The sequence below is a fragment of the Amycolatopsis sacchari genome, from assembly GCF_900114035.1.
Lineage (GTDB): Bacteria > Actinomycetota > Actinomycetes > Mycobacteriales > Pseudonocardiaceae > Amycolatopsis_E > Amycolatopsis_E sacchari.
Map to the genome: position 1 here is coordinate 13,231 of NZ_FORP01000015.1, position 24,502 is coordinate 37,732.

19 protein-coding genes are annotated in these 24,502 nt (G+C 72.1%); 13 read left to right on the forward strand and 6 right to left on the reverse strand.

The features are described from left to right. The first annotated feature begins 97 nt into the window (after positions 1 to 97). Genes BMZ92_RS23070 through BMZ92_RS23105 form a run of 8 tightly spaced genes read left to right on the forward strand, consistent with a single transcriptional unit; the run spans position 98 to position 11,662 of the window. A complete protein-coding gene (locus BMZ92_RS23070) occupies positions 98 to 4,702 on the forward strand; it encodes an amino acid adenylation domain-containing protein (RefSeq protein ID WP_342743517.1) in 4,605 nt (1,534 codons plus the stop codon). Continuing rightward, positions 4,699 to 6,393, forward strand: coding sequence for an AMP-binding protein (locus BMZ92_RS23075; protein ID WP_177228831.1), 1,695 nt, complete (start codon positions 4,699 to 4,701; stop codon positions 6,391 to 6,393). Before BMZ92_RS23070 ends, BMZ92_RS23075 begins: the two co-directional genes overlap by 4 nt. A gap of 15 nt (positions 6,394 to 6,408) precedes the next feature. Then, positions 6,409 to 7,350, forward strand: coding sequence for a phytanoyl-CoA dioxygenase family protein (locus BMZ92_RS23080; protein WP_091511255.1), 942 nt, complete (start codon positions 6,409 to 6,411; stop codon positions 7,348 to 7,350). Next, complete coding sequence (locus BMZ92_RS23085; RefSeq protein WP_091511257.1) at positions 7,350 to 7,931, forward strand: biotin transporter BioY; 582 nt, start codon at positions 7,350 to 7,352, stop codon at positions 7,929 to 7,931. Before BMZ92_RS23080 ends, BMZ92_RS23085 begins: the two co-directional genes overlap by 1 nt. Next, on the forward strand, positions 7,928 to 8,602 hold the full coding sequence (locus BMZ92_RS23090) for an energy-coupling factor ABC transporter ATP-binding protein (RefSeq protein WP_091511260.1): 675 nt from the start codon (positions 7,928 to 7,930) through the stop codon (positions 8,600 to 8,602). Before BMZ92_RS23085 ends, BMZ92_RS23090 begins: the two co-directional genes overlap by 4 nt. Next, the gene (locus BMZ92_RS23095; protein ID WP_091511261.1) at positions 8,599 to 9,198 is read left to right on the forward strand and encodes an energy-coupling factor transporter transmembrane component T family protein; all 600 of its coding nucleotides are present in this window, start codon (positions 8,599 to 8,601) and stop codon (positions 9,196 to 9,198) included. The genes BMZ92_RS23090 and BMZ92_RS23095 overlap by 4 nt, the downstream gene beginning before the upstream one ends. 2 nt (positions 9,199 to 9,200) lie before the next feature. Then, positions 9,201 to 10,583, forward strand: a complete 1,383-nt coding sequence (locus BMZ92_RS23100; RefSeq protein WP_177228832.1) for a flavin-containing monooxygenase — start codon at positions 9,201 to 9,203, stop codon at positions 10,581 to 10,583. After that, the gene (locus BMZ92_RS23105) at positions 10,583 to 11,662 is read left to right on the forward strand and encodes a GNAT family N-acetyltransferase (RefSeq protein ID WP_091511266.1); all 1,080 of its coding nucleotides are present in this window, start codon (positions 10,583 to 10,585) and stop codon (positions 11,660 to 11,662) included. Before BMZ92_RS23100 ends, BMZ92_RS23105 begins: the two co-directional genes overlap by 1 nt. A 136-nt stretch (positions 11,663 to 11,798) precedes the next feature. Here BMZ92_RS23105 and BMZ92_RS23110 read toward each other — a convergent pair whose 3' ends face one another. The 3 genes from BMZ92_RS23110 to BMZ92_RS23120 form a co-directional block, all read right to left on the reverse strand. Then, entirely contained in the window at positions 11,799 to 13,001 is a 1,203-nt protein-coding gene (locus BMZ92_RS23110) for an MFS transporter (RefSeq protein WP_177228833.1), read from the reverse strand. Positions 13,002 to 13,110: 109 nt separating this feature from the next. Continuing rightward, positions 13,111 to 14,334 carry an ATP-grasp domain-containing protein gene (locus BMZ92_RS23115; RefSeq protein WP_091511271.1) on the reverse strand — a complete coding sequence of 408 codons (1,224 nt, stop codon included), beginning with the start codon at positions 14,332 to 14,334 and terminating at the stop codon, positions 13,111 to 13,113. Continuing rightward, positions 14,291 to 15,622, reverse strand: a complete 1,332-nt coding sequence (locus BMZ92_RS23120) for an aminotransferase (protein ID WP_091511274.1) — start codon at positions 15,620 to 15,622, stop codon at positions 14,291 to 14,293. Before BMZ92_RS23120 ends, BMZ92_RS23115 begins: the two co-directional genes overlap by 44 nt. Positions 15,623 to 15,788: 166 nt before the next feature. On the opposite strand from BMZ92_RS23120, the gene BMZ92_RS23125 reads away from it, so the two are divergent. From BMZ92_RS23125 to BMZ92_RS23145, 5 genes are read left to right on the forward strand one after another with little or no spacing between them, the layout of a single operon-like run. Beyond that, complete coding sequence (locus BMZ92_RS23125) at positions 15,789 to 17,138, forward strand: serine hydroxymethyltransferase (RefSeq protein ID WP_218153535.1); 1,350 nt, start codon at positions 15,789 to 15,791, stop codon at positions 17,136 to 17,138. Beyond that, positions 17,138 to 18,343 carry a CaiB/BaiF CoA transferase family protein gene (locus tag BMZ92_RS23130; protein WP_143249929.1) on the forward strand — a complete coding sequence of 402 codons (1,206 nt, stop codon included), beginning with the start codon at positions 17,138 to 17,140 and terminating at the stop codon, positions 18,341 to 18,343. Before BMZ92_RS23125 ends, BMZ92_RS23130 begins: the two co-directional genes overlap by 1 nt. Next, complete coding sequence (locus BMZ92_RS23135; RefSeq protein WP_218153536.1) at positions 18,340 to 19,125, forward strand: HalD/BesD family halogenase; 786 nt, start codon at positions 18,340 to 18,342, stop codon at positions 19,123 to 19,125. The genes BMZ92_RS23130 and BMZ92_RS23135 overlap by 4 nt, the downstream gene beginning before the upstream one ends. After that, positions 19,115 to 19,888 carry a gamma-glutamyl-gamma-aminobutyrate hydrolase family protein gene (locus BMZ92_RS23140; RefSeq protein ID WP_091511279.1) on the forward strand — a complete coding sequence of 258 codons (774 nt, stop codon included), beginning with the start codon at positions 19,115 to 19,117 and terminating at the stop codon, positions 19,886 to 19,888. Before BMZ92_RS23135 ends, BMZ92_RS23140 begins: the two co-directional genes overlap by 11 nt. Next, a complete protein-coding gene (locus BMZ92_RS23145; protein WP_091511281.1) occupies positions 19,878 to 21,140 on the forward strand; it encodes a cation:proton antiporter domain-containing protein in 1,263 nt (420 codons plus the stop codon). Before BMZ92_RS23140 ends, BMZ92_RS23145 begins: the two co-directional genes overlap by 11 nt. A 228-nt stretch (positions 21,141 to 21,368) precedes the next feature. Here BMZ92_RS23145 and BMZ92_RS23150 read toward each other — a convergent pair whose 3' ends face one another. Genes BMZ92_RS23150 through BMZ92_RS23160 form a run of 3 tightly spaced genes read right to left on the reverse strand, consistent with a single transcriptional unit; the run spans position 21,369 to position 24,498 of the window. Continuing rightward, entirely contained in the window at positions 21,369 to 22,610 is a 1,242-nt protein-coding gene (locus BMZ92_RS23150; RefSeq protein WP_091511283.1) for an ABC transporter substrate-binding protein, read from the reverse strand. Further along, the gene (locus BMZ92_RS23155; RefSeq protein ID WP_091511285.1) at positions 22,607 to 23,617 is read right to left on the reverse strand and encodes a branched-chain amino acid ABC transporter permease; all 1,011 of its coding nucleotides are present in this window, start codon (positions 23,615 to 23,617) and stop codon (positions 22,607 to 22,609) included. The genes BMZ92_RS23150 and BMZ92_RS23155 overlap by 4 nt, the downstream gene beginning before the upstream one ends. After that, the gene (locus tag BMZ92_RS23160; RefSeq protein ID WP_091511288.1) at positions 23,617 to 24,498 is read right to left on the reverse strand and encodes a branched-chain amino acid ABC transporter permease; all 882 of its coding nucleotides are present in this window, start codon (positions 24,496 to 24,498) and stop codon (positions 23,617 to 23,619) included. Before BMZ92_RS23160 ends, BMZ92_RS23155 begins: the two co-directional genes overlap by 1 nt. Positions 24,499 to 24,502: the final 4 nt, after the last annotated feature.

Sequence of the window (24,502 nt, forward strand, 5' to 3'; positions counted from 1 at the left end):
AGGAAGAAAACAGGCCGCCAGTACCTCCGTCTGCCGCCTTGTGATCAAGTTCCCTGGTGTGCCAACGTGGTTCGCGATGCACTGGAGGGGGACGACGATGCCGCCTGGGCTCGCGACCGGTGGAACCGGGAATTCATTACCGGACCGGCTCGGCGCCGTATTCACGGAAACAACCGGAGCCCCACCGCCGGATCCCGGCGCGCCATTGTGGCTGGAATCGCTGGACGCGCTCCGGTTCAAATCCACTGTGGACGATCGGTTCGGGGTGGACCTCCCGCTGGACGCCCTGCTGGGCGACGGCACGCTCGGCGACCTCGCCCGACTGGTCGGCGAACAGCGTGCGAGCCCCGTCCCCCGCCGGGCCGTGGTCCACGACGCCGCGAACCGGCACGAACCCTTTCCGCTCACCGAGATCCAGCGGGCTTATTGGCTCGGCGCCAAGGATCCCGGTCTCGGTGGCCGGTCGGCGCACGCCTACGCCGAGGTCGACCTGTTCGGCGCGGACGTGGCGCTGGCCGAGGACACCCTCAACGACCTGATCGCACGGCACGACATGCTGCGCGCGGTGGTGCGGCCGGACGGGCGCCAGCAGGTGCTGCCCAGCGTGCCGCGGTACCGCATCCGGCACGCCGATCTGACGGACCTGCCGGAGGAAACGGCGCAGGCACGACTGGCCGCCACCCGCGCCGAACTGGGTCCGCAGGTTTTCGACGCCACGACGTGGCCACTCTTCGAGGTCCGCGCACACGACCTCCCCGGCGGACGGCTGCGCGTGCACCTGAGCATCGACCTGCTCGTCGCCGACGCCACCAGCGTGCAGCTGCTGCTCGCGGAATGGCTCCGGCTCGTGCTCGACCCCGCCTCGGCGGAACCGGCTCCCGCCGTGACCTTCCACGACGTCGCGGACATCGGCGAAGCGTCCGAAAAGGACAGACAGTATTGGCTGGCCAGGGTTCCGGACCTGCCTCCCGCGCCGCGACTGCCGGTGACCCCGCTGCCGCCCGGCACCCTACCCGAGTTCACCCGCCGCCAGGCCCGCCTCCCCGGCGACGTCTGGACGGGGTTGCGCGAGCTCGCCCGGAAGCTGGCGGTCACGCCCTCGGCGTTGCTGTGCGCCGCCTACGCGGAGGTGCTGCGGACGTGGAGCGCCTCGCCGCGGTTCACGCTCAACCTCACGCTGGCCCAGCGCCCGGGAGGGCACCCGGACGTCGAGCGGGTGATCGGCGACTTCACCGGCACGCTCCTGCTGGAATGCGACCTCACCGGCTCCCCGGATCTCGCCACCACCGCGCGAAGCGTGGGGAACCAGCTGCGGGCGGACCTGGCGCACGCGCGTTTCAGCGGGGTCGCCGTGCAGCGCGAACTCGCCCGCGGGCGGGACGTGAGCGCCGCCAGGATGCCCGTGGTGTTCACGAGCCTGCTGCGGGAACCGGGTGGTGTCGGCGCGCTGGAAGGCGTGACGTACGAGCTGGGTTACCTCGCTTCCCAGACGCCGCAGGTGTTCCTGGACAACCAGGTGCTGCTGCTGGGCGGCGACCTCGTGGTCGGCTGGGACGCGGTGGAGGCGATGTTCCCGCCGGGCGTGCTCGACGACATGTTCACCGCGTACACCGATCTGCTGCGCCACATCGCGGCCGACCCCGCGCACGCCCACGGTTCGAGGCCCGTGGCGGTGCCGCCGCGCCAGCTCGCTGTCAGGGCGCGGGTGAACGACACCGCGGGCCCACTGCCGCACGAGCCGATCCACGCAGCGCTGGACCGGCAGGTGGCGATCCGCCCGGACGCGCCCGCGGTGCTCGCCAACGGGCTTGCGCTGAGCTTCGGCGAGCTGGACCGGCGCGCCCGCCACGTCACGCAACGGCTCGTCGCGCTCGGCACCACGCCCGGCGAACCGGTCGCGGTCCTGATGCACAAGGGATGGGAGCAGGTGGTGGCGGCGCTCGGCGTGGTGCGCTCCGGGGCCGCGTACCTGCCCGTCGACGCCGGGCTGCCCGCCGAGCGGATCGAGCAGGTGCTCGCGGCCGCCTCCGTGCGCACCGTCGTGACGCAGCCCGGAGTCCCTGCCATGGGCCGCAACGCGGTGGTTGCCGGGCCCGAGTCGGACGTCCCGTTCGCCGGGCCGGAGGTCGATCCGGCGGGGCCGGCGTACGTCATCTTCACCTCGGGTTCGACGGGGCGGCCCAAGGGCGTCGTGATCAGCCACCGCGCGGCGGTGAACACCTTGGCGGACCTCAACGAGCGGCTGGCCGTCGGTCCTGGTGACCGGGTGCTGGGCGTGTCCTCGCTCAGCTTCGACCTGTCTGTGTACGACATCTTCGGCGTGCTCGGGGCGGGTGGTGCCGTGGTCCTGCCGCGGCCGGGCGACGTGCGGAACCCGGCGCGGCTCGCGGAACTGCTGTGCGAGCACGAAGTGACCCTGTGGAACAGCGTGCCCGCCGTGCTGGAACTGGTCGTGGACCACGCGGAGCGCACGGACCCGCTGCCCGCGTCACTGCGTGCGGTCCTGCTCAGCGGCGACTGGATCCCGCTGTCGCTGCCGGACCGGATCCGTGCGGTCAGCGCGGATCCGGCGTTGTACAGCCTCGGCGGCGCCACGGAGGCGGCGATCTGGTCGATCTGGCACCCGATCCGCGAGGTGGACCCGGGCTGGCGGAGCGTCCCGTACGGCGTGCCACTGCGCAACCAGACCTGCCACGTGCTCGACGAAACGCTCGCCCCCAAACCGGATTTCGTCCCGGGTGAGATCCACATCGGCGGCGCGGGGCTCGCCGAGGGCTACTGGGACGAGCCCGAGCTGACCGCCATCACCTTCGTGTCCACAGTGGACGGTAGGCTGTACCGCACCGGGGATCTCGGCCGGTACCTGCCGGATGGGGAGATCGAGTTCCTCGGCCGGAACGACACGCGCGTCAAGGTCGGCGGGCACCGGATCGAGCTGGGCGAGATCGAGTCCGTGCTCGGCGGCTGCGCCGGCGTCCGCGCTGCCGTCGTGCGGGCGCTCGGGCCGGAGATGGGCAGCAAACGGCTGGTGGCGTACGTCGTCGGCGAAAGCGAGCCGGACGCGGTGCGCGAGTTCGTCGCCGCCCGCCTGCCCGCGTACATGGTGCCCTCGGCCGTCGTCCCGCTCGACCGGCTGCCGTTGACCGCCAACGGAAAGATCGACCGGGCCGCGTTGCCCGAGCCACCGGCTTCCTCCGGCGAGCCACCGCGGACCGCGGCTGAACGCGCGCTCGCCCGCGTCTGGGCCGGGCTGCTCGGCGTGCCCGAGGTCGGCAGGCACGACGACTTCTTCGCGCTGGGCGGGGATTCCCTGCTCGGGGTGCGTGCCGTAGCCAAGGCCGCGGAGCACGGGCTGCACCTGACGATCGGTGAGTTCTACCGCCACCCCACCGTGGCCGGGCAGGCGGCGGTGGCACGCCAGGAGCCACGGCGGTCGTCGGCGGGCCAGGACGCCGGGCCGGTCGAGCTGACCCCGAGCCAGCGCTGGTTCTTCGAGCAGGGCCTGCGCCACCCCGACCACTGGAACGGGATGTGGCCGGTCTTCGTGCTCGACCGCCCGCTGGACCCCGGCGCGCTCACCCGGGCGCTGACCGCCGTGCTCGCGCACCACGACGGCCTGCGCACCCGCTTCCGCCAGGACGACAACGGCTGGCACGCCGAGATAGTCCCCGCGGCGCCCGCCGAACCGGTCGCGGTGGTGTCACTGGCCGACGTGCCCGAAGCGGAACTGGAGGAGCACATCGGCGCGGAAGTCGCCCGGCGCAACGGCGGCCTCAACCTCGCCGAGGGGCCCACCGTCCGGCTCACCTACTTCAACCTGGGGCCGGACCGCCCGCCGCGCCTGCTGGTGAGCGCGCACTGGCTGGTGATGGACTACTACTCCTCGCGCGTGTTCTACGAGGACCTGCGCTCGGCGTACTTCGCGCTCGTCGCGGGCGAGCCGCCCCGGCTGCCGCCGCCGACCGCCCCGCTGTCGGCGTGCCTGGCCGAGCTGACCGCCTACGCCCGCACCGACGAGGTCGCCGCCGAACTGCCGCTGTGGACGCGGTTCGCCGACACCACACCCGCCCCGCTGCCCGTGGACCACCGCCTGGGCGGCAACCTCCAGTCCTCGGCGCGGTTCCACTTCGTCACGCTGCCCCTGCCACGCGCGGCCGGGATCCGCGACGCGCTCGTGGCCGCGCTCGTGCGCACCGTCGCCGACTGGACCGGCGAGGACGAGGCGCTGCTGGAGCTGGAGGCACACGGCCGCGAACGGGCCTACGGCGAGCTGGACGTGACCAGGACGGTCGGCCGCCTGTCCACCGTGTCCCCGGCGTTGCTGCGCACCGGCTCCACGCCGGAGATCCGCGCGCAACTCGGCGCCATCCCGCACAACGGCGTCGGGTACGGCGTGCTGCGGTACCTGCACCCCGACCCGGCGGTACGGACCGCACTGGCCAAGGCACCGCGGCCCGAGGTCGGTTTCAACTTCTGGGGCGAGGTGAGCGAGTACTTCACCGAGGACGCGCACCCGGTGGTGGACTCCTTCGGCCACCACCGCAGTGGTCTGGACCACCGGCCGCACACGTTGCACCTCACCGCGCTGACCGTGCGCGGCGAGCTGTGGCTCAACTGGACCTACAGCGCGAACCTGCACACGGAGGCGACGGTCAAGGCGCTCGCCGACCGGTTCACCGGCGAGCTGGCGGACCAGCGGTGAGCGCGTACACCACCCCGGAGGAGCAGTTCGGCATCTCGACCGTCGGCGAGGCGGTCGAGGCCGTGGCGGACAGCCCGAGGGGCATCACGCTGCTCGACGGCGGTCCCGCCGAGACGCCGCTGCCCTACCGGCTGGTGTCCGCCGTGGCCCGCCGCGTCGCGACCGAGCTGGCGCGCCTCGGCGTCGAGCCGGGCGACCGCGTCGCGCTGCTGTCCACGACCGGCGCCCGGTTCCTGCTGTGCCTGTACGGGGTGTGGCGGGCGAACGCGGTGCCGGTGATCCTCGCGCCACCGCACCGGCTCGGCGACCTGGAACGGCTCATGACCGACGTGCGCCGCCGCCTCGACCACGTGGGCGCGCGCTGCGTCGTCGTCGCCGACTCCCTCGCCGGGTTCCTCGGCAAACGCCTCGGCGACCGGCGGCCGGTGCTGACGTGCGGACAGCTCGCGGCGGCGCGGGACGACCGCCCGCCCGCGCTCACCGCGCTGCCCGACGACCTCGCCTACCTGCAGTTCACCTCCGGCACGACGGGCCCGGCGAAGGCCGTCGCGATCAGCCACCGGCAGCTGCTCACCAACGCCGTCGTGTGCTGCCAGCGGCTGATGCTGGAGGGCGAACGCAGCGTGCACGCCAGCTGGGCCCCGCTCTACCACGACCTCGGCCTGATGACGGCCGTCGCGAGCATCTCGGCGCGCACGAAGCTCGTCCTGCAGTCGCCGGAGGCGTTCCTGGCCTCCCCGGACTCGTGGGTCGACGCGTTGTCGCGGCACCGCGCCACCGGCACCGTCACCCCGAACTTCGCCTACGGTCTGGCCGCGCGCAGCATGCGGCAGCACCCGCGTCCGCTGGACCTGTCCGCGTTGCGCGTGTGCGGCGACGGGTCCGAGCCGACGCACGCACCCGTGGTGGCGGCGTTCACCGAGGAGGGCGGGCGCTACGGCCTGCCCGCCGAAGCGGTGACACCGATGTACGGCCTGGCCGAGGCGACGCTGTCGGTGTCGATGGGCAGCCGGTCCGAGCCGATGGCGTGGGACCACGTGGACCGCGAAAGCCTCACCAACGGCGGCGTCGCCACTGTGGCACCGCCCGACGCGCCCGGGACCCGCACCCTCGCCGTGGTGGGCACGGCGGTGCCCGGCGTCGAACTGGCCGTCGTCGACGAGGCCGGACGCCCGCTGCCCGAGCGTCACGTCGGCGAGGTCCAGGTCCGCGGCCCTTCGGTCATGACGGGGTACTGGCGGGATCCCGAGGCCACCGCCGAGGTGCTGCGCGACGGCTGGCTGCGCACCGGCGACCTCGGCTACACGACCCCCGCGGGACTCGTGGTCTGCGGGCGGCTCAAGGACCTGATCATCGTCGGCGGCGCCAACCTCTACCCCGAGGACTACGAGTACGTCGCGGGCCAGGCCGAGGGCGCCGGCGGGGTGTGTGCCGCCTTCGCGCTGCCGGAGGAGGAACGGATGGTCGTCGCGGTCGAGGCCGCGGCGGGCACCGACGCGGCGGCCGCCGCCGACCTCGCCAAGCAGGTGCTGGCCGCGTTGCGCGCCGAACTGGGCCACGCACCCGACCGGGTCGTCGTGACCCCGCGCGGGGCCGTCCCGCGCACCTCGTCCGGCAAGGTCCAGCGCGCCCGGTGCCGCGAGCGGTACTTCGGCGGCACGCTGCCCGCGCTCGCCGAGGTCAGCCGCTGAACACCAGGAGGAACGGTGGAACGACACGCATTCGCACAGGACTACGAGCTGACCCCGCAGCAGCTCGACCAGTTCCGCACGCTGGGGTTCGTCAAACTGCCGGGGTTCCTCAACGACGAGGTGCTGGACTCGCTGCGCAAGCGCGTCGACGTGGAGCTGCGGCACGTGCCCTCGGCCTTCGAGACCGAGTTCAAGCGGCTGAAGTACGACTTCGAGACGAGCCGGGAGGACCTGTACGCGCTGCTGACCCAGCCGTACTTCCGCCGCACCATGACCGAACTCACCGGGCGGACCATGTTCCTGACCTTCGAGATGTGCTTCGAGCTGGAGAAGAACGTCAGCAAGGGGTTTCCCTGGCACGTCGGCGTGCAGAGCTTCGGCTACGTGCGGGCCGACGACTTCGCCTGCACCATCTGGGCGCCGCTGCACCCGATCGACCCCGCCGGGCAGCGGGGCGGCATGCAGTACGTCCCGCGGACCGTCATGTCGGCCGAGTTCGTGTACGAGTATGTCGAGCCCGCGCTGGTGCAGTCGCTGCGGATCAGGGCGGAGCGGGGCGAGCCGATCACGCTGGAGGACTACTTCGCGCTGCGGGAGGGCGTGCTGAACTCCCCCGCGATGCTGGACATCCTCGAACCGCAGGCCGTCGAGGACGCCTTCGAGCCCGGTGACGTCCTCCTGTTCGACAAGTACGTCGTCCACCGCAGCCGGAAGCTGGGCGAGGGGCCGCTGGACCGGCGGGACGCGTTCGTCATGCGGTTCGTCGACGTCGGCGCCCGGTACGACCGGCAGCGGGCGCTCAACATAGACTTCCCGGTGCGTCAGTTCGGGTACCAGCCCTACACCCGCTCGCACCTGGAGGTGGCCACCGTGGACGGGGAACTGCTCGCGGACAGCCCGTTCTTCGACAACCGCGGAGCACGCACCATCAGCTACGCCGAAGTGGGGTCGAGGTAGTGCGCACCAGGGACATCGTCTACGTCGCGTTGTTCGCCGCGATCACCGCGGCGCTCGCGTTGTTCCCGCCGTTGCCGCTGTCGCTGACCGGCGTGCCGATCACCGCGCAGTCGCTCGGCCCCATGCTGGCGGGCTCGATACTCGGCTGGAAGCGCGGCGCGCTGTCCCAGCTGCTGTTCCTGGCGCTCGTCGCCGCCGGGCTGCCCCTGCTGGCGGGCGGGACCGGCGGGCTCGGGCGGTTCGCGTCGGCCAGCGGCGGCTACATCATCGGCTGGGCCATCATCGCCGGCCTGATCGGCTGGCTGTTCGAACGGCTGTGGCACCACCTCAACCTGGCCGTGGCGATCCTGATCATCGCCTTCGGCGGGATCGTGGTGCTCTACGCCATCGGCAGCGCGTGGGTGGCGGTGGTCGTGCACCTGGGCTACTTCCAGGCCGTCGCGACCAACGGGCCGTTCCTGATCGGGGACGCCTGCAAGGTGGTCATCGCGGCCCTGATCGCCATGGGCGTCAAACGCGCGTACCCCGTCATCGAGCCGCGGCCCCGCGCGCGGCAGGACAAGGCGAGCACCGCGGAATGATCGCTCTCGAGCACGTCACCCTGGCCTACGGCGACCGCGTCGTCCTCGACGACCTCACCGTCACGCTGGCGGAGAAGCGGGTCGGTGTCATCGGCGCGAACGGCTCGGGCAAGAGCACGTTCGCGCGGTTGCTCAACGGCCTGCTGCTGCCCACGGAGGGCACGGTCACGGTGGACGGGCTCGACACGCGCCGCTCGGGCCGCGAGGTCCGCAGGAAGGTCGGGTTCGTGTTCCAGAACCCGGACAACCAGATCGTCCAGCCGACGGTCGAGGAGGACGTGGCGTTCGGGCTGAAGAACCTGCGGCTGCCCAAGGCCGAGATCGCCGCGAAGGTCGACGAGGTGCTGCGCCGCTACTCGCTGGAGAAGCTGCGTACGCGCCAGGCGCACCTGCTCAGCGGCGGGGAGAAGCAGCTGCTGGCGCTGGCCGGGGTGCTCGTGATGCGCCCGCAGTACGTGGTGCTCGACGAGCCGACCACGCTGCTGGACTGGCCGAACCGGCGCAAGCTGATGGACGCGCTCACGGCGCTGGAGGAGACCGTCGTCCTGGTCACGCACGACCTGGAGACCCTCGCCGAGTTCGAACGCGTGCTGGTGATCCACGAGGGCCGGATCGCCGCCGACGCTCCGCCATCGGAGGCGATCGACGCCTACCTCAAGGCCGTGTCGTGACCGCACCGCTGTACGTCGACCGGGACTCGGTGGTCCACCGGATCCCGCCGGGCTACAAGGTGCTGTCGCTGGTCGTGGTCGGCACTGTGGTGTTCCTGATCCGCGACTGGCGCATCCTCACCGGCATCCTGGTCGTCGTCGCCGCGCTGTACCTGCTGGCCCGCATCCCCTGGCGGACGGCGGTCCGGTCGATCCGGCCCGGCCTGTTCATGCTGGTGTTCTTCTTCGTCGTGGCGGGGCTGCTGACGGACTGGCTGTCGGCGACGCTCGTGGTGCTCCGGCTGGCGGCGCTGCTGCTGGTCGCGACCGCCGTCACGCTGACCACCCGCACGTCGGCGATGATCGAGTCGCTGGAACGGGCGCTGTACCCGTTGCGGCGCGTCGGCGTGAACCCGGAGAAGGTGAGCCTGGCGTTCTCGCTGGCGCTGCGCTTCGTCCCCGTCGTCGCCCGCATCACGCTGGAGGTGCGGGAGGCGCAGCGGGTCCGCGGCATGGACCGCAACCTCATCGCGGTCGCGCTGCCCGTCGTGATCCGCACCCTGCGCATGGCGGACGACATCGCGGACGCCGTGGACGCCCGGTCCTTCGGCGGCTGAGCGTGGCCGTCGCGGTGATCGGGGCGGGGCCCGGTGGACTGGCGGCGGCGAAGGCTGTGACCGAGGGCGGGCTGCGGCCGGTCGTGTTCGAGCGGGCTCCGGCGATCGGCGGGGTGTGGCGGGCGGGCGGTGCCGCGTGGCCGGGGATGACCACCAATCTGTCGCACCCGTTGTGCGCGTTCTCCGACCTGCCGTGGCCTGCGGGTACCCCTGATTTCCCCACGCGGCAACAGGTCGAGGAGTACCTGCACCGCTACGTCCGACGGTTCGGGCTGGACCGGTACCTGCGGCTGGGACACGAAGTCCGCGCGGTCGAGAGGGACGGCGACGGCTGGATCGTGACCCACCGCGAGCGGGAACGGTTCGACGCGGTGATCGTGGCGTCCGGCGTCTACTCGCGGCCGCACGTGCCGCGGCTGCCCGGTCGCTTCGCGGGCGTTGCACTGCACAGCAGCGGGTACCGGACGGCGGCGGAGCTACCGGACGGACCGGTCGTCGTGGCCGGGATGTCGTTCAGCGGCAGCGAAATCGCGGCGGAGCTCGCCGAAGCGGGGCGGGCGGTCACGCTCGTGGCGAGCAGGCCGATGTGGCTGCTCCCCCGCTACGTGGACGGCGTGCCCCGTGACCTGATCAGCTTCACCCGGCAGCGCGCCACGCTGTCCCCGGCGGAGGCGAACCGGCGCTTCCACGAGCTGGGTGCGAACCCCGGCCGCTTCGACTCGCGGCTGTGGCTCGATCCCGACTCCTCCGCGCCGCCGTTCACCCTGCCGACGCACCGGCTCCCCGAGCGGCTCGCCGACGGGAGCGTGCGCCTCGAACCGGGACGCGTGGCGCGGCTGGACGGGGACGCCGTCGTGCTCGACACCGGCGTCCGGCTGCCGTGCGCCACCGTGCTGTGGTGCACCGGCTACCACGTGGACCTGCCGTTCCTGGCCGCGCCGGACCGGGCGGCGCTCGGGTTCGAGCCGGACGACCTGCTGCAGCCGCTCCTGCTGCACCGGTGCACCTTCGCCCCCGGGCTGCCACGCATGGCTTTCGTGGGGCTGTACCGGGGTCCGTTCTTCGCCGTGCTGGAACTGCAGGCGCGGTGGGCCGCGGCGGTGCTGTCCGGCGCGCAGGCACCACCATCGGGGATGCCGGAGGGGGTCGCGGCGGAGGCCCGCATCCGCGCGGCGCGGCCCCGGCCGCAGTTCCCGCACGGGGACTACGTGGGCCTGGCCGACGCGCTCGCCGCCGAGCTGGGCGTGCTACCGGACCTGTCCCCTGACGGCGAGCACTACGACGCGTTGTGGCGGGGTCCGGTGGTCGCGGCGCACTACCGCCTGCGCGGGCCCGGGAGCGACCCGGAGACGGCGGCCCGGCAGCTGCTGCGGAACCCGGGCTGATGTTCGAGCTGCCGGAGCCGTACCGCTTCGTGCGGGACGCGGCATCGAAGCCGGGGTGGTGGCCCTCTTCGCCCGATGATCCGCGTCGGGCGCTCGCTTGGGCGGTCGGCTCGCCGCAGGAGGGGGTCGGGTTCGCGGGCGAGGACGGCGGGCCGGCGGTGTGGCTGCGCCTGCTGTCCGCGGACTCCGCCGTGCCGCGGATGAACGTCGTCGACGTCTGCTCCGGGGTGCGGCGTGGCGTGCCGCAGGACGAAGACGTGCTCGCCGCCGCACGGGCGATGTGCGGACGCCAGGCGGTGGTGGCGGCGAACGGTTACGTCTCTCCGTTGCTGGGCAAGGGAAACAGCGCACCACTGCTCGACGCCATCGCCACGGCGGCACGCGCGGACGGCGCCGTGCCCGCCGTGTTGCACTGCCCCGCCGGGGATCCGCTGCTCGACGTGGTGCCGGATCTGGGGTTCGAGGTCGGCGTCACGGATCTGTACGCGAGCATCTCGTTGGCGGGGAACGACGTGGAGGACTTCCTCGCGACGCTGCCCAGCCGCCGGCGGACCCGCATCCGCCGGGAGATGCGGGCTCTCGACGGGGCGCGCGTCCTGTCCGGGGTGGACGCGGAACCCTGGCTGGACACCGCGGCCGAGCTCGTCGCGGCGGCGTACGAGGCACGCGGCCAGTCGATCGAGGCGGCGTCCGTGGCCGCGATCTACCGCCGCCTGCTGGCAGGCTTCGGCGACGAGTTCTCACTGGCCGTCGTCGAGGCCGAGGGCACCCCGGTCGCCACGACGTGCCTGCTCGCGGCGGGGCGCACGCTCATGTCCTACAGCGCGGGTTTCCGCCTGCCGCAGTCGAAAGCGGTGGCGGGGTACTTCAACGCCACCTACTACCTCCCACTGCGGCACGCCTACGCCACCGGACGGCGGCGGCTGCTGCTCGGCCCGGGCACGATCGAGGCGAAACACCTGCGGGGCGCGCGGTTCACGCCGTTGTACTCCGCCGTGCCGCGGGATTGTCCGCCGCTGGTCGCCCTACTGCGGCGGACCGACCGGTGGCTGCGCGACCGGCTGGCCGAACTCGCCTGACGCACGGGCGCCGCGCAGCGGGCAGCGCTACTCCGGCGCCACCGCCTCACCCGAAGGCACGACGCGGACCAAAAGCACCCCGCACCCCCGCGCAGCGCCGTCAGCACGAGCACCCTCCTGCCGACCAATGGCAGCGCTACTCCGCCGGACCGACAGGCGGCTCCGCCACCGCCTCACCCGAGGGCACCACCCGCACCAAAAGCACCCCGCACCCCAGCAAGCCCAACCCCAGCAACACCCACCCCGGCAACCCCAACCCCAGGCACAACCCGGTCAGCAGCACCGGCGCGACCGCCTTCGTCAGGCCACGGCCCAGCCCGAACACCGCCTGGTACTGGCCCTGCGCGTGCTCGTCGGCGAGGTCGAACCCGAGCGTGAACGACGACGCCGTCTGCCACAGCTCGCCCACCGACAGCACGACGACCCCCGCCACGAGCACCGCCACGAGCGCCGCCGGTGGCAGGACCAGGTACCGGGTGGCGCCGAAGACGAGGCACGCCGCCAGGAACACCGCCCCGATCCGCGGCCCGACCCGCGCCGCGCGGCGCACCGTGTCGATCCGCCTGCTCGCCGGCACCTGGCACAGCACCACGATCACCGTGTTCACCACCACCAGCACCGAAACCGTCCACGGCGGAACGGTGCCGAGGAACACGATCCACAGCGGTAGCGCCACCGCCAGCACGTCGAAGTGCAGGCTCAGCACCCCGTGCAGTGCCGTGACGGCGAGGTACCGCCGGTTCCGCAACGCCACCCACGTCCGAGTGGCGGGCGGCGCGGGAGGCGCGGGCGGGGCCGGGACCCAGCGCAGCAGCACGCCGGCCGCCGCCACCAGCACGGCACTGCCCGCCATCAGCAGCGCGTAGGACGATCCGGCGATGGCGACGCCCGCGAGGCCTGCGCCGAGCGCGACCCCCAGGTTGGCCACTGAGCGCAGGTAAGCGCGCACCGTCACCCGTGCCGCACCGCCCACCCGCGCGATCAACGCCCCGATCGCCGCGTTGCCCCCGCGTTCGGTGACGGTCACCGCGGTCGTCACCACGACGAGCAGTGGGAACGAAGACGTGAAGGCGAACGCGAGCGTCGCCCCGGCGCGGCACAGCAACATGATCCGCGTGGTGCGGCGGGCGCCGAGCACGTCGGCGAGCCTCCCCAGCGGGATCCCCGCGGCCAGCCCGGCGAACCCCGCGACGGACAACACCACCGCGACGCGCCCGCTCGGCAGCCCTGCCGCCCTGGCGAGGAACAGGGCGAGGGCCGTCAGCACGAGCCCGGTGCCGATCGCGTTGGCGAACACCGCCACCGCGAGCGGGCGCGTGCCCGGGGGCAGGCGCCTCACCGCTGGAACCTCCGGACCACGGCACGCCCGCCCACCCAGGCACTGCGCCAACCGCCTCACCGCCGAAACCCCCGGACCGCAGCACGCCCGCCCGCCAACCCCGCCCCCCTCACCACTGCAACTCCCGCACCCGGATGCCGAGCGTCCCCACCAGCCGTTCCGCCGCCGCCACCGCCTCCTCCCGCGTCGGCGCGGCGGCGACGTGCACGGCCCGCACGTCGAAGTTGTCCTCCGCCGGTTTCAGCACCGCGCCCGGCTTGACGTGGCAGCGGGTCAGCACATGCCGTTCCGCCTCCTCCACCGGCTGCGTCCCGACGTCCACCGCCGCCACCTCGCCCGCGCCGTCCGACACGCAGCGCCGCACCGCCACCGCTGAGCGCGTCGGCGCCAAGCGCGGCGGGCGGCCGTGCACCACATCGAACCACGCGTCGTACAGGTTCACCCCCGTGGCCGCCTGCACCATCTGCGCCAGGAACAGCCCGCCGACCCGCGCGTTGACCTCGACCACCTTCGGGCCTTCGGCGGTGATCCGGAGCTCCGTGTGCGACGGCGAGTCCGTCACGCCCAGCGCGGCGATCGCGGCGACGGCCACCTCACGCACCCCGTCCAGCACGTCGGACGGCAGCCGCGACGGCACCTCGGCACCGAGCTTGAGGAACCGCGGCGGCTGCCCGATCTCCTTGTCCGTCACGGCGATGACCTCGGTGCAACCCCGGAACGTGATGGCCTCGACGCTCACCTCCGGCCCGTCGAGGTACTGCTCCACGAGGTACTCCCCGGTCCAGGACTGCTCCACAGCCGCCGCGTACGCCGCGTCCAGCTCGGCTTCCCGCGCGACGTACCGCACCGCCGCGCTGTTCGACCGGTCGCCGGGCTTGACCACCAGCGGGAAGCCGAGTTCCCGTGCCGCGGCGGAAAGTTCCGCGCGCGTCGTGAACGCACGCCAGCCGGGCGACGGCACCCCGGCGGCGTCGAGCGCCGCCCGCTGCCGGACCTTGCTGGCGCACACCGTTCCGCTCGCCCCGGTGTGCCCGCGCAGGCCGAGCCGGTCGTTGAGCCTGCCGACCAGCGGCAGCAGGTAGTCGAAGTCGGCGGTCACGGCGGTGAGCGGAAAGCGCCGCGCGAAGGACACGACCCGCTCCTCGATCTCCGCCATCCCGCCGTTCCGGAACGCTTCCGGCGGGCTGGGCACGGGGATCTGCCGGTCGGCGAGTCCAAAGAGGTCACTCGACGGGTGGTCGGCGATGACGATCTCCGCGCCCCGGCGCAGGAACGTCGTCAGGCCCAGCTCACGCTCGCGCAGCGGACGGATGAACAGCGTTCGGAAGTTCACGCGAAAGGTCCTCCAGTGCGTCGCCGAAGATCCCGACGAGTTCGGTCAGTTCACCGGCCGTGCTGATCAGCGGCGGACAGAAGGAGATCGTGTCCCCGAGCGGCCGCAACAACGCGCCGCGCCGCATCGCGTGACGCACGAGCCGTTCTCCGGCCCCGTCTTCGACCAGCTCCACCGCCGCGATGAGCCCGACCCCTCGCACCTCACCGACGAGCGGGTGGTCGGCGAAGCGGCGCAACCTGTCCTGCAACACCGGCGCGACCTCGCGGACGTGCCCGACGATGTCCCGTTCGGCGTAGATGTCGAGTGTTTCCAGCGCGACGGCGCAGCACACCGGGTGCCCGCCGGTGGTGAACCCGTGCCCGAGCCCGCCGCGCAGCGCGGTGTGCGGCACGATCGCCTCGGCGATCTCGTCCGACACCACGGTCGCCGAGATCGGCAGGTAGGACGAGGAAAGCGCTTTCGCGAAGGTCATCACGTCCGGCCGCAGGCCGAATCTCCCGCAGCCGAACATCGCGCCGGTGCGGCCGAAACCGCAGATCACCTCGTCCGCGACCAGGAGCACGTCGTGCTTGTGCAGCACCCGCTGCACCTCCTCGAAGTACCCGCGTGGCGGCACGATCACGCCACCGCCGCCGAGCACCGGCTCCGTGATGAACGCGGCGACCGTTTCCGGCCCCTCGGCCTCGATCAGCGCGTCGAGTTCACCCGCCAGCCTGCGTGCGAACTCCTCTTCACCCTCCCCCGGCCGGGCGTTGTGGTAGTGGTGCGGGCACGTCACGTGCCGCACCCAGGGCAGAGGAAGATCGAAATCGGTGTGGTTCAGGGAAAGTCCGGTCAGGCTCGCCGTCGCGATCGTGGAACCGTGGTAACCCAGCCGGTGCGCGATGATCTTTTTCTTCTCCGGGCGGCCGCGCGCGTTGTTGTAGTACCAGACGAGTTTCACGGCGGTGTCGTTGGCCTCGGAACCGGAATTGCCGAAGAAGACCGCGGACAAGGGCGCCGGCACGAGCTCGAGCAACCGTTCGGCCAGCCGCTCCGCGACGCCGTGCGTGCGCTGGTTGAACAACTGGTAGTACGGCAGGGTGCGCAGCTGGCGGTCCGCCGCTCCGGCCAGCCTGTTTTCGCTGAACCCGAGGGAGACGCACCACAGCCCCGAAGTCCCTTCGAGGTACGCGCGGCCGTCCTCGTCGTAGACGCGCACGCCGTCGCCCCGCACGATCCGGAGCGATCCTTCGCGTTGCTGCCGGGCGAGATCAGTGAACGGATACAAGATCGCTTTTTCCACCGGCCCTCCTCTTTCCCCGACGACATTAGGGGTTCGCGGCGGTGCGCGGCAGCCCTTTCCCCCGATTCCCCGTGCTGCTAAGGTCGGAGGAAGAACTGCGGGGCTGATCAACTGGGGGAATGGTGATCACGCGAGCGTGGATGGACCATCCGTTTCGGTTTCCGAAATGACGCTGGAACAGCAGGCGGGCACGAGTTCGCCGGCGCACGACCCCGCCGTCCTGCAGCAGGCGCGTGAAGCGATCGAGGGCTGCCTCGACACGGCGGCGATGCGCGACCTCGTGCTGGACCGCGTGCGGCGCAACGAGGAATGGCGCGGCCGCCGGTGCGTCAACCTCGTCGCGGCGGAGGCGCCGACGAGTCCGCTGGTCAGGCGTGTGCTGAGCAGCGAGGCGGGCACGAGGGCGTCCGGCGGGGCGATCGGGCGGGACCGGCGCTGGTTCTCCGCGATGGCGGTGCTCGACGAGCTGGAGGCGTTGTGCGTCGAGTTGCTCAAACGGGCCTTCGCCTGCTCGTTCGCCGATCCGCGCCTGCTCGGCGGCATGCACGCCACGATGGTCGCGTACACAGCGCTGGCCGCGCCGGGTGACACCGTGCTGGTGCTGGGGCCCGACGGCGGCGGCGATTCCAGCCACACCGCGGAAGGGCCACCGGCCGCGCGCGGGGTGCGCCTCGCGTCGATCCCGGTGGACGCGAGTGGTCTGGACATCGATCTCGACCGGTTCGCCGAGGTGGCGCGGCGGCTGCGGCCCCCGCTCGCCGCGCTGGGCCAGACCACGACACTTTTCCCGCTTCCCGTAACGGAAATCCGCGAGATCATCGGCGAGTGGGGCGGGCGGTTGTACGTCGACGCGGCGCACCAGGCGGGGCTGATCGCCGGCGGCGCGTACCCCGATCCGCTCGCGCAGGGTGCCGACCTCGTCACCGCCTCGTCGGGCAAGACGTTCTGCGGGCCGCAGGGCGGGTTCGCGCTGTGGAACGACCCGGCGCTGGCGGAACCGGTGTCCCACACCATCTTCCCGGTGCTCACCGGGTCCCACCAGCTCAACCGCGTCGCCGCGCTCGCCGTGGCCACCACCGAGGTCCTGGAGTACGGCGCGGACCTCGCGGCCGGGATGGTGCGCAACGCGCGGTGCCTCGCCGCCGCGCTGCACGAGCGCGGGGTTCCGGTGCTCGGCGCCGGGCGCGGGTTCACCAGTACGCACCAGGTGCTGGTCGACGCCCGCGGCTGGGGCGGCGGGTTCGCCGCGGCGTCCCGGCTCGCCGAAGCCAACCTCGTGGTCAACCAGCAGCCGCTGCCCGGTCGTGACGACACGGCTTTCCCCGGCGGGGTGCGGCTGGGCACCGCCGAGGTGACCCGGCTGGGCATGGGGACGGCGGAGATGGCGCGCATCGCCGGGTTCCTGGCCGCCGTGCTGCGGGACGGCGCCGATCCGGCCGCCGTCCGCGAGGAGGTCGTCCGCTTCCGGGAGCCCTTCCAGACCGTGTACTACTGCCACGAGTCCGGGCGGCCGTGATGCCGGGTCCGCTGCACGGCGTCCGGGTGCTCGACCTCACGAGGGTCGTGTTCGGCCCGCTCACCACGCGCGTACTGGCCGATCTCGGCGCCGAGGTGTGGAAGGTCGAGCCGCCGCACGGCGACATCGGCAGGCAGATGGGGCACGTCGCGGCGCCGGGGGTGTCCGCGATCCACTTGTCCTGCAACGGGAACAAGCGTGGCGTCTGCGTCGACCTGCGGCACCGCTCGGCGCGGTCGGTGCTGTTGCGCGTCGCCGCGCACGCGGACGTGTTCGTGCACTCCATGACGCCCGGCGCCATCACCGGCCTCGGCCTGACGTATGCCGACGTCGTGGCGGCCAACCCGCGCATCGTCTACGCCAACTGCTGGGGTTTCGGCCGTGAGGGGCCGTATGCCGGGCTGCCCGCGTACGACGACATCATCCAGGGGGTGTCCGGACTCGTGGCGCTGCAGGCGAAAGCTTCTGGTGAAAGCGCTTTCTCGCCCAGCATCTTGTGTGACAAGGTCTGCGCGCTCTACGCCGTATCAGGGATTTCCGCCGCGTTGTACCGGCGCGCGGTCAGCGGGGAAGGCGCCGAGCTGGAGTTCCCCATGTTCGAGCTGATGACCGCGTTCACCGCGGTCGAGCACCTCGACGGCCGGATCTTCGCCGACGACGGCCCCACCGGCTACCGGCGGGCGCTCTCCCCGCACCGCAGGCCGTTCCCGACGACGGACGGCGCGGTGACGATCCTGCCGTACCAGGACAAGCACTGGCGTTCGGTCGCCGCACTGCTCGGGCAGCCCGCGCTGGCCGTCGACCCGAGGCTCGCGACCGTGGCCGCCCGGCAGGCCCATCCCGAACTGGTCGCGGACCACCTCGCCCGGTTCGCCGCGGCCCGCACGACGTCCGAATGCCTGAAATCCTTGCGGGACAACAGAGTCCCGTGTGGACCGGTGCTCGGGCTCGACGACCTGGTCGAGGACGAGCACCTCGCCGAGGTCGGGTTCTGGCGGCACGTCGAGCACCCCGAGGTGGGGCCCGTCCACCTGCCGGCTCCGGCGGAGCGGCCCGCTCCGGCACTGGGCCAGGACACCGCGGCGGTGCTCGCCGGCTGCGGGTTCTCCCGCGGCGAGATCGCGGCGCTGGCGGCGGGCGGCGTGGTGCACCAGGCCGGACAGGACTCAGCACGATCCGACGACAACCAGGAGGCGGAACCGTGAACACCCACACAGCCACCAAGGCGCTGAGCGACCACCTGGCCGCCACCTTCAGCGAGTCCGACGTGCAGCGGCGCGCGGACGTGTTCTCCCGTGACGGCTTCGTCAAGTTCGGCGGGGACCAGCCGCTCGTGCCTGCGGAGCTGCTGCGCGCGGTGGACGACGAGGTGAGCAGGCTGGTCGAGGAGCACACCGAGCGGCGCGATCTGCAGCTGAGGACGACGGGCGGCACCCCGCGCAAGATGAGCGTGGTGCGCAGCGAACAGGTCGAGAAGGCGAGCGAACTGATCTCCGGCCTGGCCTCGTCGGAGGAGCTGCTCGGCTTCATGGCGCGGGTGGCGAGGGAACCGGTGATCGCGTCGGTGTCCGACGACGAGCGGTTCCTCATCACGCACCAGGAGCACAAGGGCGACACGCACGGCTGGCACTGGGGCGACTACAGCTTCGCCTTGATCTGGGCGCTGCGGATGCCACCGCTGCGCGCGGGCGGCATGCTCCAGTGCGTCCCGCACACCCACTGGGACAAGACCGATCCCCGCATCAACGAAACGCTGTGCGAGCGCAGGATCGACACGCACGGCCTGGTGTCGGGCGACATCTACTTCCTGCGCACCGACACGACGTTGCACCGCACCGTGCCGCTGACCGAGGACGGGCAGCGCACGATCCTGAACATGACGTGGGCGGGCCAGCGGGACCTGCGGAAGTCGCTGGAGGGCGACGACCGCTGGTGGGAGGACGCGTCGGCGTCGGCGGCGGAGGCCGTGGGGCGCGATGAGCGGTGACGCCGCCGCGCCGGTGGTCGCCGTGTCGGGCTGCACGCGGCCGGGGGGCGCCGACGGCGGCTCGATGTACCGGGTGGACGACAAGTACGTGCTGGCCGCCGCCGAGGAACTGGGCGCGCTGCCGCTGATGGTCCCGCCGATCGGCGGGCTGCTGGCGGCCGAGCGGCTGCTGGAGGTCAGCGACGGCCTGCTGCTCACCGGCAGCCTCTCGGACATCGACCCGGCCGTGTGGCAGGGCGGCGCGCTCGCCGAGGGGGCCACGGGCGATCCGGGGCGGGACGGCACGATCATCCCGCTGATCCCGCGCGCGCTGCGGGCCGGCGTGCCGGTGCTGGCGATCTGCCGCGGCCTGCACGAGGTCAACGTCGCGTTCGGCGGCACGATCGAGGAGATCGCGGACAAGGCGCGGCACCGGCGTTACGCCGACGTACCGGAGTCCGCCGAGCTGCGGCCCGAGGCGTTCTACGGCGCCATCCACCCGGTCCGCGTCCAGCCCGGCGGTCTGCTCGCCGACCTCGCGGACGGGGCTGACGAGGTGTGGGTGAACTCCTACCACCGGCAGGTCGTGGACCGGCTGGCCGAGGGGCTGACCGTGGAGGCGGTCAGCCCCGACGGGTACGTGGAAGCGCTTTCCCGCACGGTCGACGCGGCGCCGTGCCTGGCCGTCCAGTGGCATCCGGAACACCGGATCGCGCGGGAGTGGCCGTTGAGCAAGGCGTTGTTCCGGTGGTTCGCGGAGCAGGTGCGGCAGCGTGTCCGGTAACCAGATCGCCGTGCTGCTGCTGGACCTCGTGGGGGTCTTCGCCGTGTGCGGGCTGCTCGGCTCGCTCGTGGCGAAACTCGGGCAGCCGCCGGTGATCGGGGAGCTGCTCGGCGGGGTGCTGTTCGGGCCGACCGTGCTGGGTCCGTGGTCGGGGGTGCTGTTCCCCGACGCGGTCCGGCCGACGCTGGGCGCGTTCGGCAACGTCGGCGTGGCGTTGTTCATGTTCGCGCTGGGAGCCGAGTTCGACGGCAGCGCGGTCCGCACCCGGTTGCGGCACGCGTGGGTCGTCGCGGCGGGGGCGATGCTGGTGCCGTTCGCGCTGGGGGTGGGTACGGCGCTCCTGCTGCCCGTGCTGGGGGTCGGGCAGCGGGGGTCGCCGACCGCGTTCGTGCTGTTCCTCGGGGTGGCGCTGTCGATCACCGCTTTTCCCGTGCTGGCCAGGATCCTGGACGACCGTGGGCTGGTGCGGACGGGGGTGGGCAGGCTCGCGCTGACCGTCGCCGCGCTGTGCGACGTGCTGGCGTGGTCGGCGCTGGCGGTGGTCGTCGCGATCGTCAGTGGCAGCGGTGGGCACGTGTGGCAGGTGCTGCTGCTGGTGCCGCTGGTGGTGGTGCTGCGCTTCGCGGTCGGGCCCGTGCTGCGGCTGGTGCTGCTCCGGCTCGGGCCCCGGCAGGAGAACGCCGTGGTCGTGCTGCTGCTCGCCGGAGCGCTCGCGTGCGGGGCGGCGACCGAGCTGATGGGCCTGCACTTCATCTTCGGCGCGTTCGTGTTCGGGCTGCTCGCCGCGCGGTCCGGCCCGGGGCCGCTCGTCGCGCGGGTGCGGGGGCGGGTGCTGGAGATCAGCAGGTTCTTCCTGCCCGTGTACCTCGTGGTGGCGGGGTTGCAGGTGGACATCGCGTTCGACCCGGCTTCATTGGCGCTGCTCGGCGTCGTGTTGTTCGCCGCCACGGCGGGGAAGGCGCTGGGCGCGTTCGGTGCGGCGAAGGCGTGCCGCCTGAGGACGCGCCCGGCCACGGCGCTCGCGGTGCTGCTGAACACGCGGGGGCTGACGGAGCTCATCGTGCTGAGCACGGGGCTGCAGCTCGGGGTCATCGACCGGCGCCTGTACTCGGTGATGGTGATCATGGCACTGGCGACGACCGCGGCGACCGGCCCCGCGCTGGCGTGGCTCGCCAGACGCGGGAACCGGCTGGGCGAGGATCCGTTCGAGCTCGAGGCCGTGGGGGTGCCGGTCGGCGGTGCGGGACGGTGAGGTGGGGGCCTCGGCGTGGTGCGGCGGCTTGCCGGGCGAACCCTTGCACCGCACCGCTTCGCCGACCGCAGTCCGGCCGCCCCGCGGGCGGTGAGGTGGGGCTGGCCTCGGGCAGGCACCGGTGCAGGCCGAGCCCACCACTCGGCGCGCGGCGCGGCCACCCACCGCACCGCGGCTCGCTGCCCCAGCCGCCGCTGAGCCGCCACCCACCACCGCCCCCCAACGGCCTCACCCGAACGCTTGCGCCGTGGCGTAACCCTTCCCGTTGTACTTCTGCACCACGACCGACGACACCGCCGGCTGCCCGTCCTTCGTCGTGTCGACGGCGGTGCCCTCCAGCATCAGCGGGGCGCGGAAGCCCGAGATCCCGCGCAGCGCGGTCATGAAGTCGTCACGCGTGGGCTTGGTCATCTTCTCGAACGCCTGCTGCAGCGTGGCTCCCACCATGTAGCTCCACATGCAGTGCGGGAACGCCGGCACGTCCGGGTAGTTCGCGTACTGCTTGAGGTCCGCCAGGAACTTCACCACATCCGCGTCCTTGGCGAACTCCGGGCTCTGCGGCGCCTTCGCGAACGCGACGGAGTAGATCCCCGGGAACGCCGAAGCGTTGCCCGGCTGCAGGATCGCCGACGGGCTCGACGTGTTCGACGGCAGGAACCAGCTGGGCCGCCAGCCGACCTGCTGCGCCTTCTGCAGCGCCGCGATCGCCAGCGGGGTGATCGACATGGCGTTGAAGAAGACGTCCGCGCCGGTCGACGCCAGCTCGGTCAGCTGGGCGTCCACCGAGGTGTCCGTGGCCTCGTAGCTCAGTTCGCGGACGATCTGCACGTTCGGCGCACCCGCGATCGCCTGCTTGAAGCCCTCGACGTACCCCTTGCCGTAGTCGTCGTTCTGTGCCAGGACCGCGACCTTGTGCTGCCCGCCCGACGCCGCGAGCAGCTTGCCGAACGCCGCGCCCTCGTTCTGGTAGATCGGCACGAAACCCAGCTGCCACGGGCTGTCCTGCCGCTTGCTGAACAGCGGGTCACCCGTCATCACGAGCACCTGCGGGAACTTCTCGTCGATCGCCGCGTCGCGGAACGCGCGGTTCGTCGGCGTGCCCAGGCCCGCCGTCACGGCGAACACACCGTCGGAGCTCATCTGCTGGAAGTTCGCCAGCGACTTCTGCGGGTCGTAGGCGTCGTCGTAGCTCTTGATCTCCACCTTGCGCGTCTTGCCGTCGCCGAACTTCACCCCGCCCGCCGCGTTCACCGAGCCGAAGTACGCCTTGACCCCCGCGACCGTGCACGTGCCGGGCCCGGCCGTCGGACCGCTCAGCGGGGTCGTGATCCCCAGCGTGATCGCGGTGTCCGTGATACCGGGGCTCGCCGAACCCTCCCCTCCCCTGGTGCCCCGACCGCAGCCCGCCGCGACGAGGGCGACGGCCGAAACCACCGCGACGACGGCGGTGAACCTCCTGCGAACCTTCATGCTTGCGCCTGCCTCTCTGTCTCTTCTGGCCAAGGGGAAGCCGGTTGCGGGGACCGGCGGCGGGCGAGCCTGCGGATCACCCTCGGGAGGCTCACCAGCCCGCCCGGCAGGAGGAACAGCACCACCAGCAGGATCACGCCCTGGCTGATCGCCGTGAGGTTGGGGTCGATCGAGTTGGTCAGCTGCGGGACGAACACGTAGTACGCACCGCCGATCAGCGAGCCGGCGATGCTGCCCGCACCCCCGACGACCATCGCCGCGACGAGCGCGATCGAATGGCCGAAACTCAGGGTCTCCGGCGAGGTGTACTGCACGGCGACGAGGTAACCGAAACCGCTCGCGCCACCGAACACCGACGCCACGGTGAACGCGAGAACCTTGTAGCGGTAAGGGGAAATGCCCATCGACGCGGCGACCGCCTCGTTCCTGCGCACCGCCTTCAGCGCGCGGCCGAACTTCCCGCGCACGAGGTTGCGCGCCAGCAGGAACGCGACGGCCGTGATGACCAGCAGGACGTAGTACTGCCACTGGTCGTCGTAGAGACCGCTCCAGTCCGGGGCGCCGGAGAACCGGGCCGACACGCCCTGCGAACCACCGGTGAGGTCGGAAAGCCGTTTCGCCAGCGGCACTCCGACGATCGGCAGCGCGATCGTGACCATCGCGATCGCGAGCCCGCCCAGCCGCGCGGCGGCGAGCGCGACGAGCAGCCCCACCACCCCGGGCAGGAGGCACGCCGCGACGAACACGAGCACGATGTTCCAGTCGTGGGTGACCCCGAACGCCGCGACGTACGCGCCGAGCCCGACGAAGAAGATCTGCCCGAGGTTGACCTGCCCCGCGTAGCCCATCACGAGGTTCAGGCCCAGCACGGCGATCGCGTACACGCCGATGCGCACGAGCGTCTGGTTGGCGAACAACGGCAGCATCAGGGGCGCGGCGAGCAGCAGCACCGCCACGACCACGCCGAGACCGAGCCGGAACCACTTGGTGCGCAACAAAGTAGCCATCAGACCCGCGCCACGACCTTCCGCCCGAACAGGCCCTGGGGACGCACGACCAGGATCACGAAGATCAGCAGGAACGGCACCGCGATCTTCAGGTCGTGCCCGATGAACGGGATGTACACGGCCGCGAGGTTCTCGGCCACGCCGATGATCCACGCGGCGACCACGGCACCGATCGGGCTGTCCAGCCCGCCGAGGATCACCGCCGCGAGCGCGTAGACCAGCGCGTTGTCGAGCATCCCCGGGGTGAGCGTCAACTGCGGGGCGACGAGCGAGCCCGCGATCGCGCCCAGTGCGGCGGCGAATCCCCAGCCGATCATCAGCAACCGCCCGACCGGGAGTCCGGAGAAGGAGGCGGACACTGGGTTGTCGGCGACGGCCCGCAACGCGAGCCCGAGTTTGGTGCGCAGGAACAACAACTGCAGCAGCACCATGATCGCGATGATGGCGATCGTCGTGCCGAGCGAGCGGACGCTGACGACCGCACCGAAGATGTCCACAGTAGACAACGGGAACGGCGAGGGGAACTGGAGGTTGTTGTACGTCCACAGCCAGCCGCAGATCCCGGTGACGAGCGTCAGCAACCCGATGGTCACAACGATCGCCGTGTCCGGGTCGCCGCGCTCGAACCGCCGGATCAGCAAGCGTTCGACCGCAGCGCCGAGGAAGAACGACACCACCACGGCGAGCACGATCGCCACCAGCAAGGGAAGTCCGAGCTGCAGCCCGGTGTAGGCGAAGTACGCCGACAGCACGGCCATCCCGCCCTGCGCGAAGTTGATCAGCCCGGTCGCCTGGTTCACGAGCACGATCGCGAGCGCCAGCGCCGCGTAGACCGAGCCGGTCGAAAGGCCGTCGACCACGAGCTGGATGAAGGTTCCCACCGTG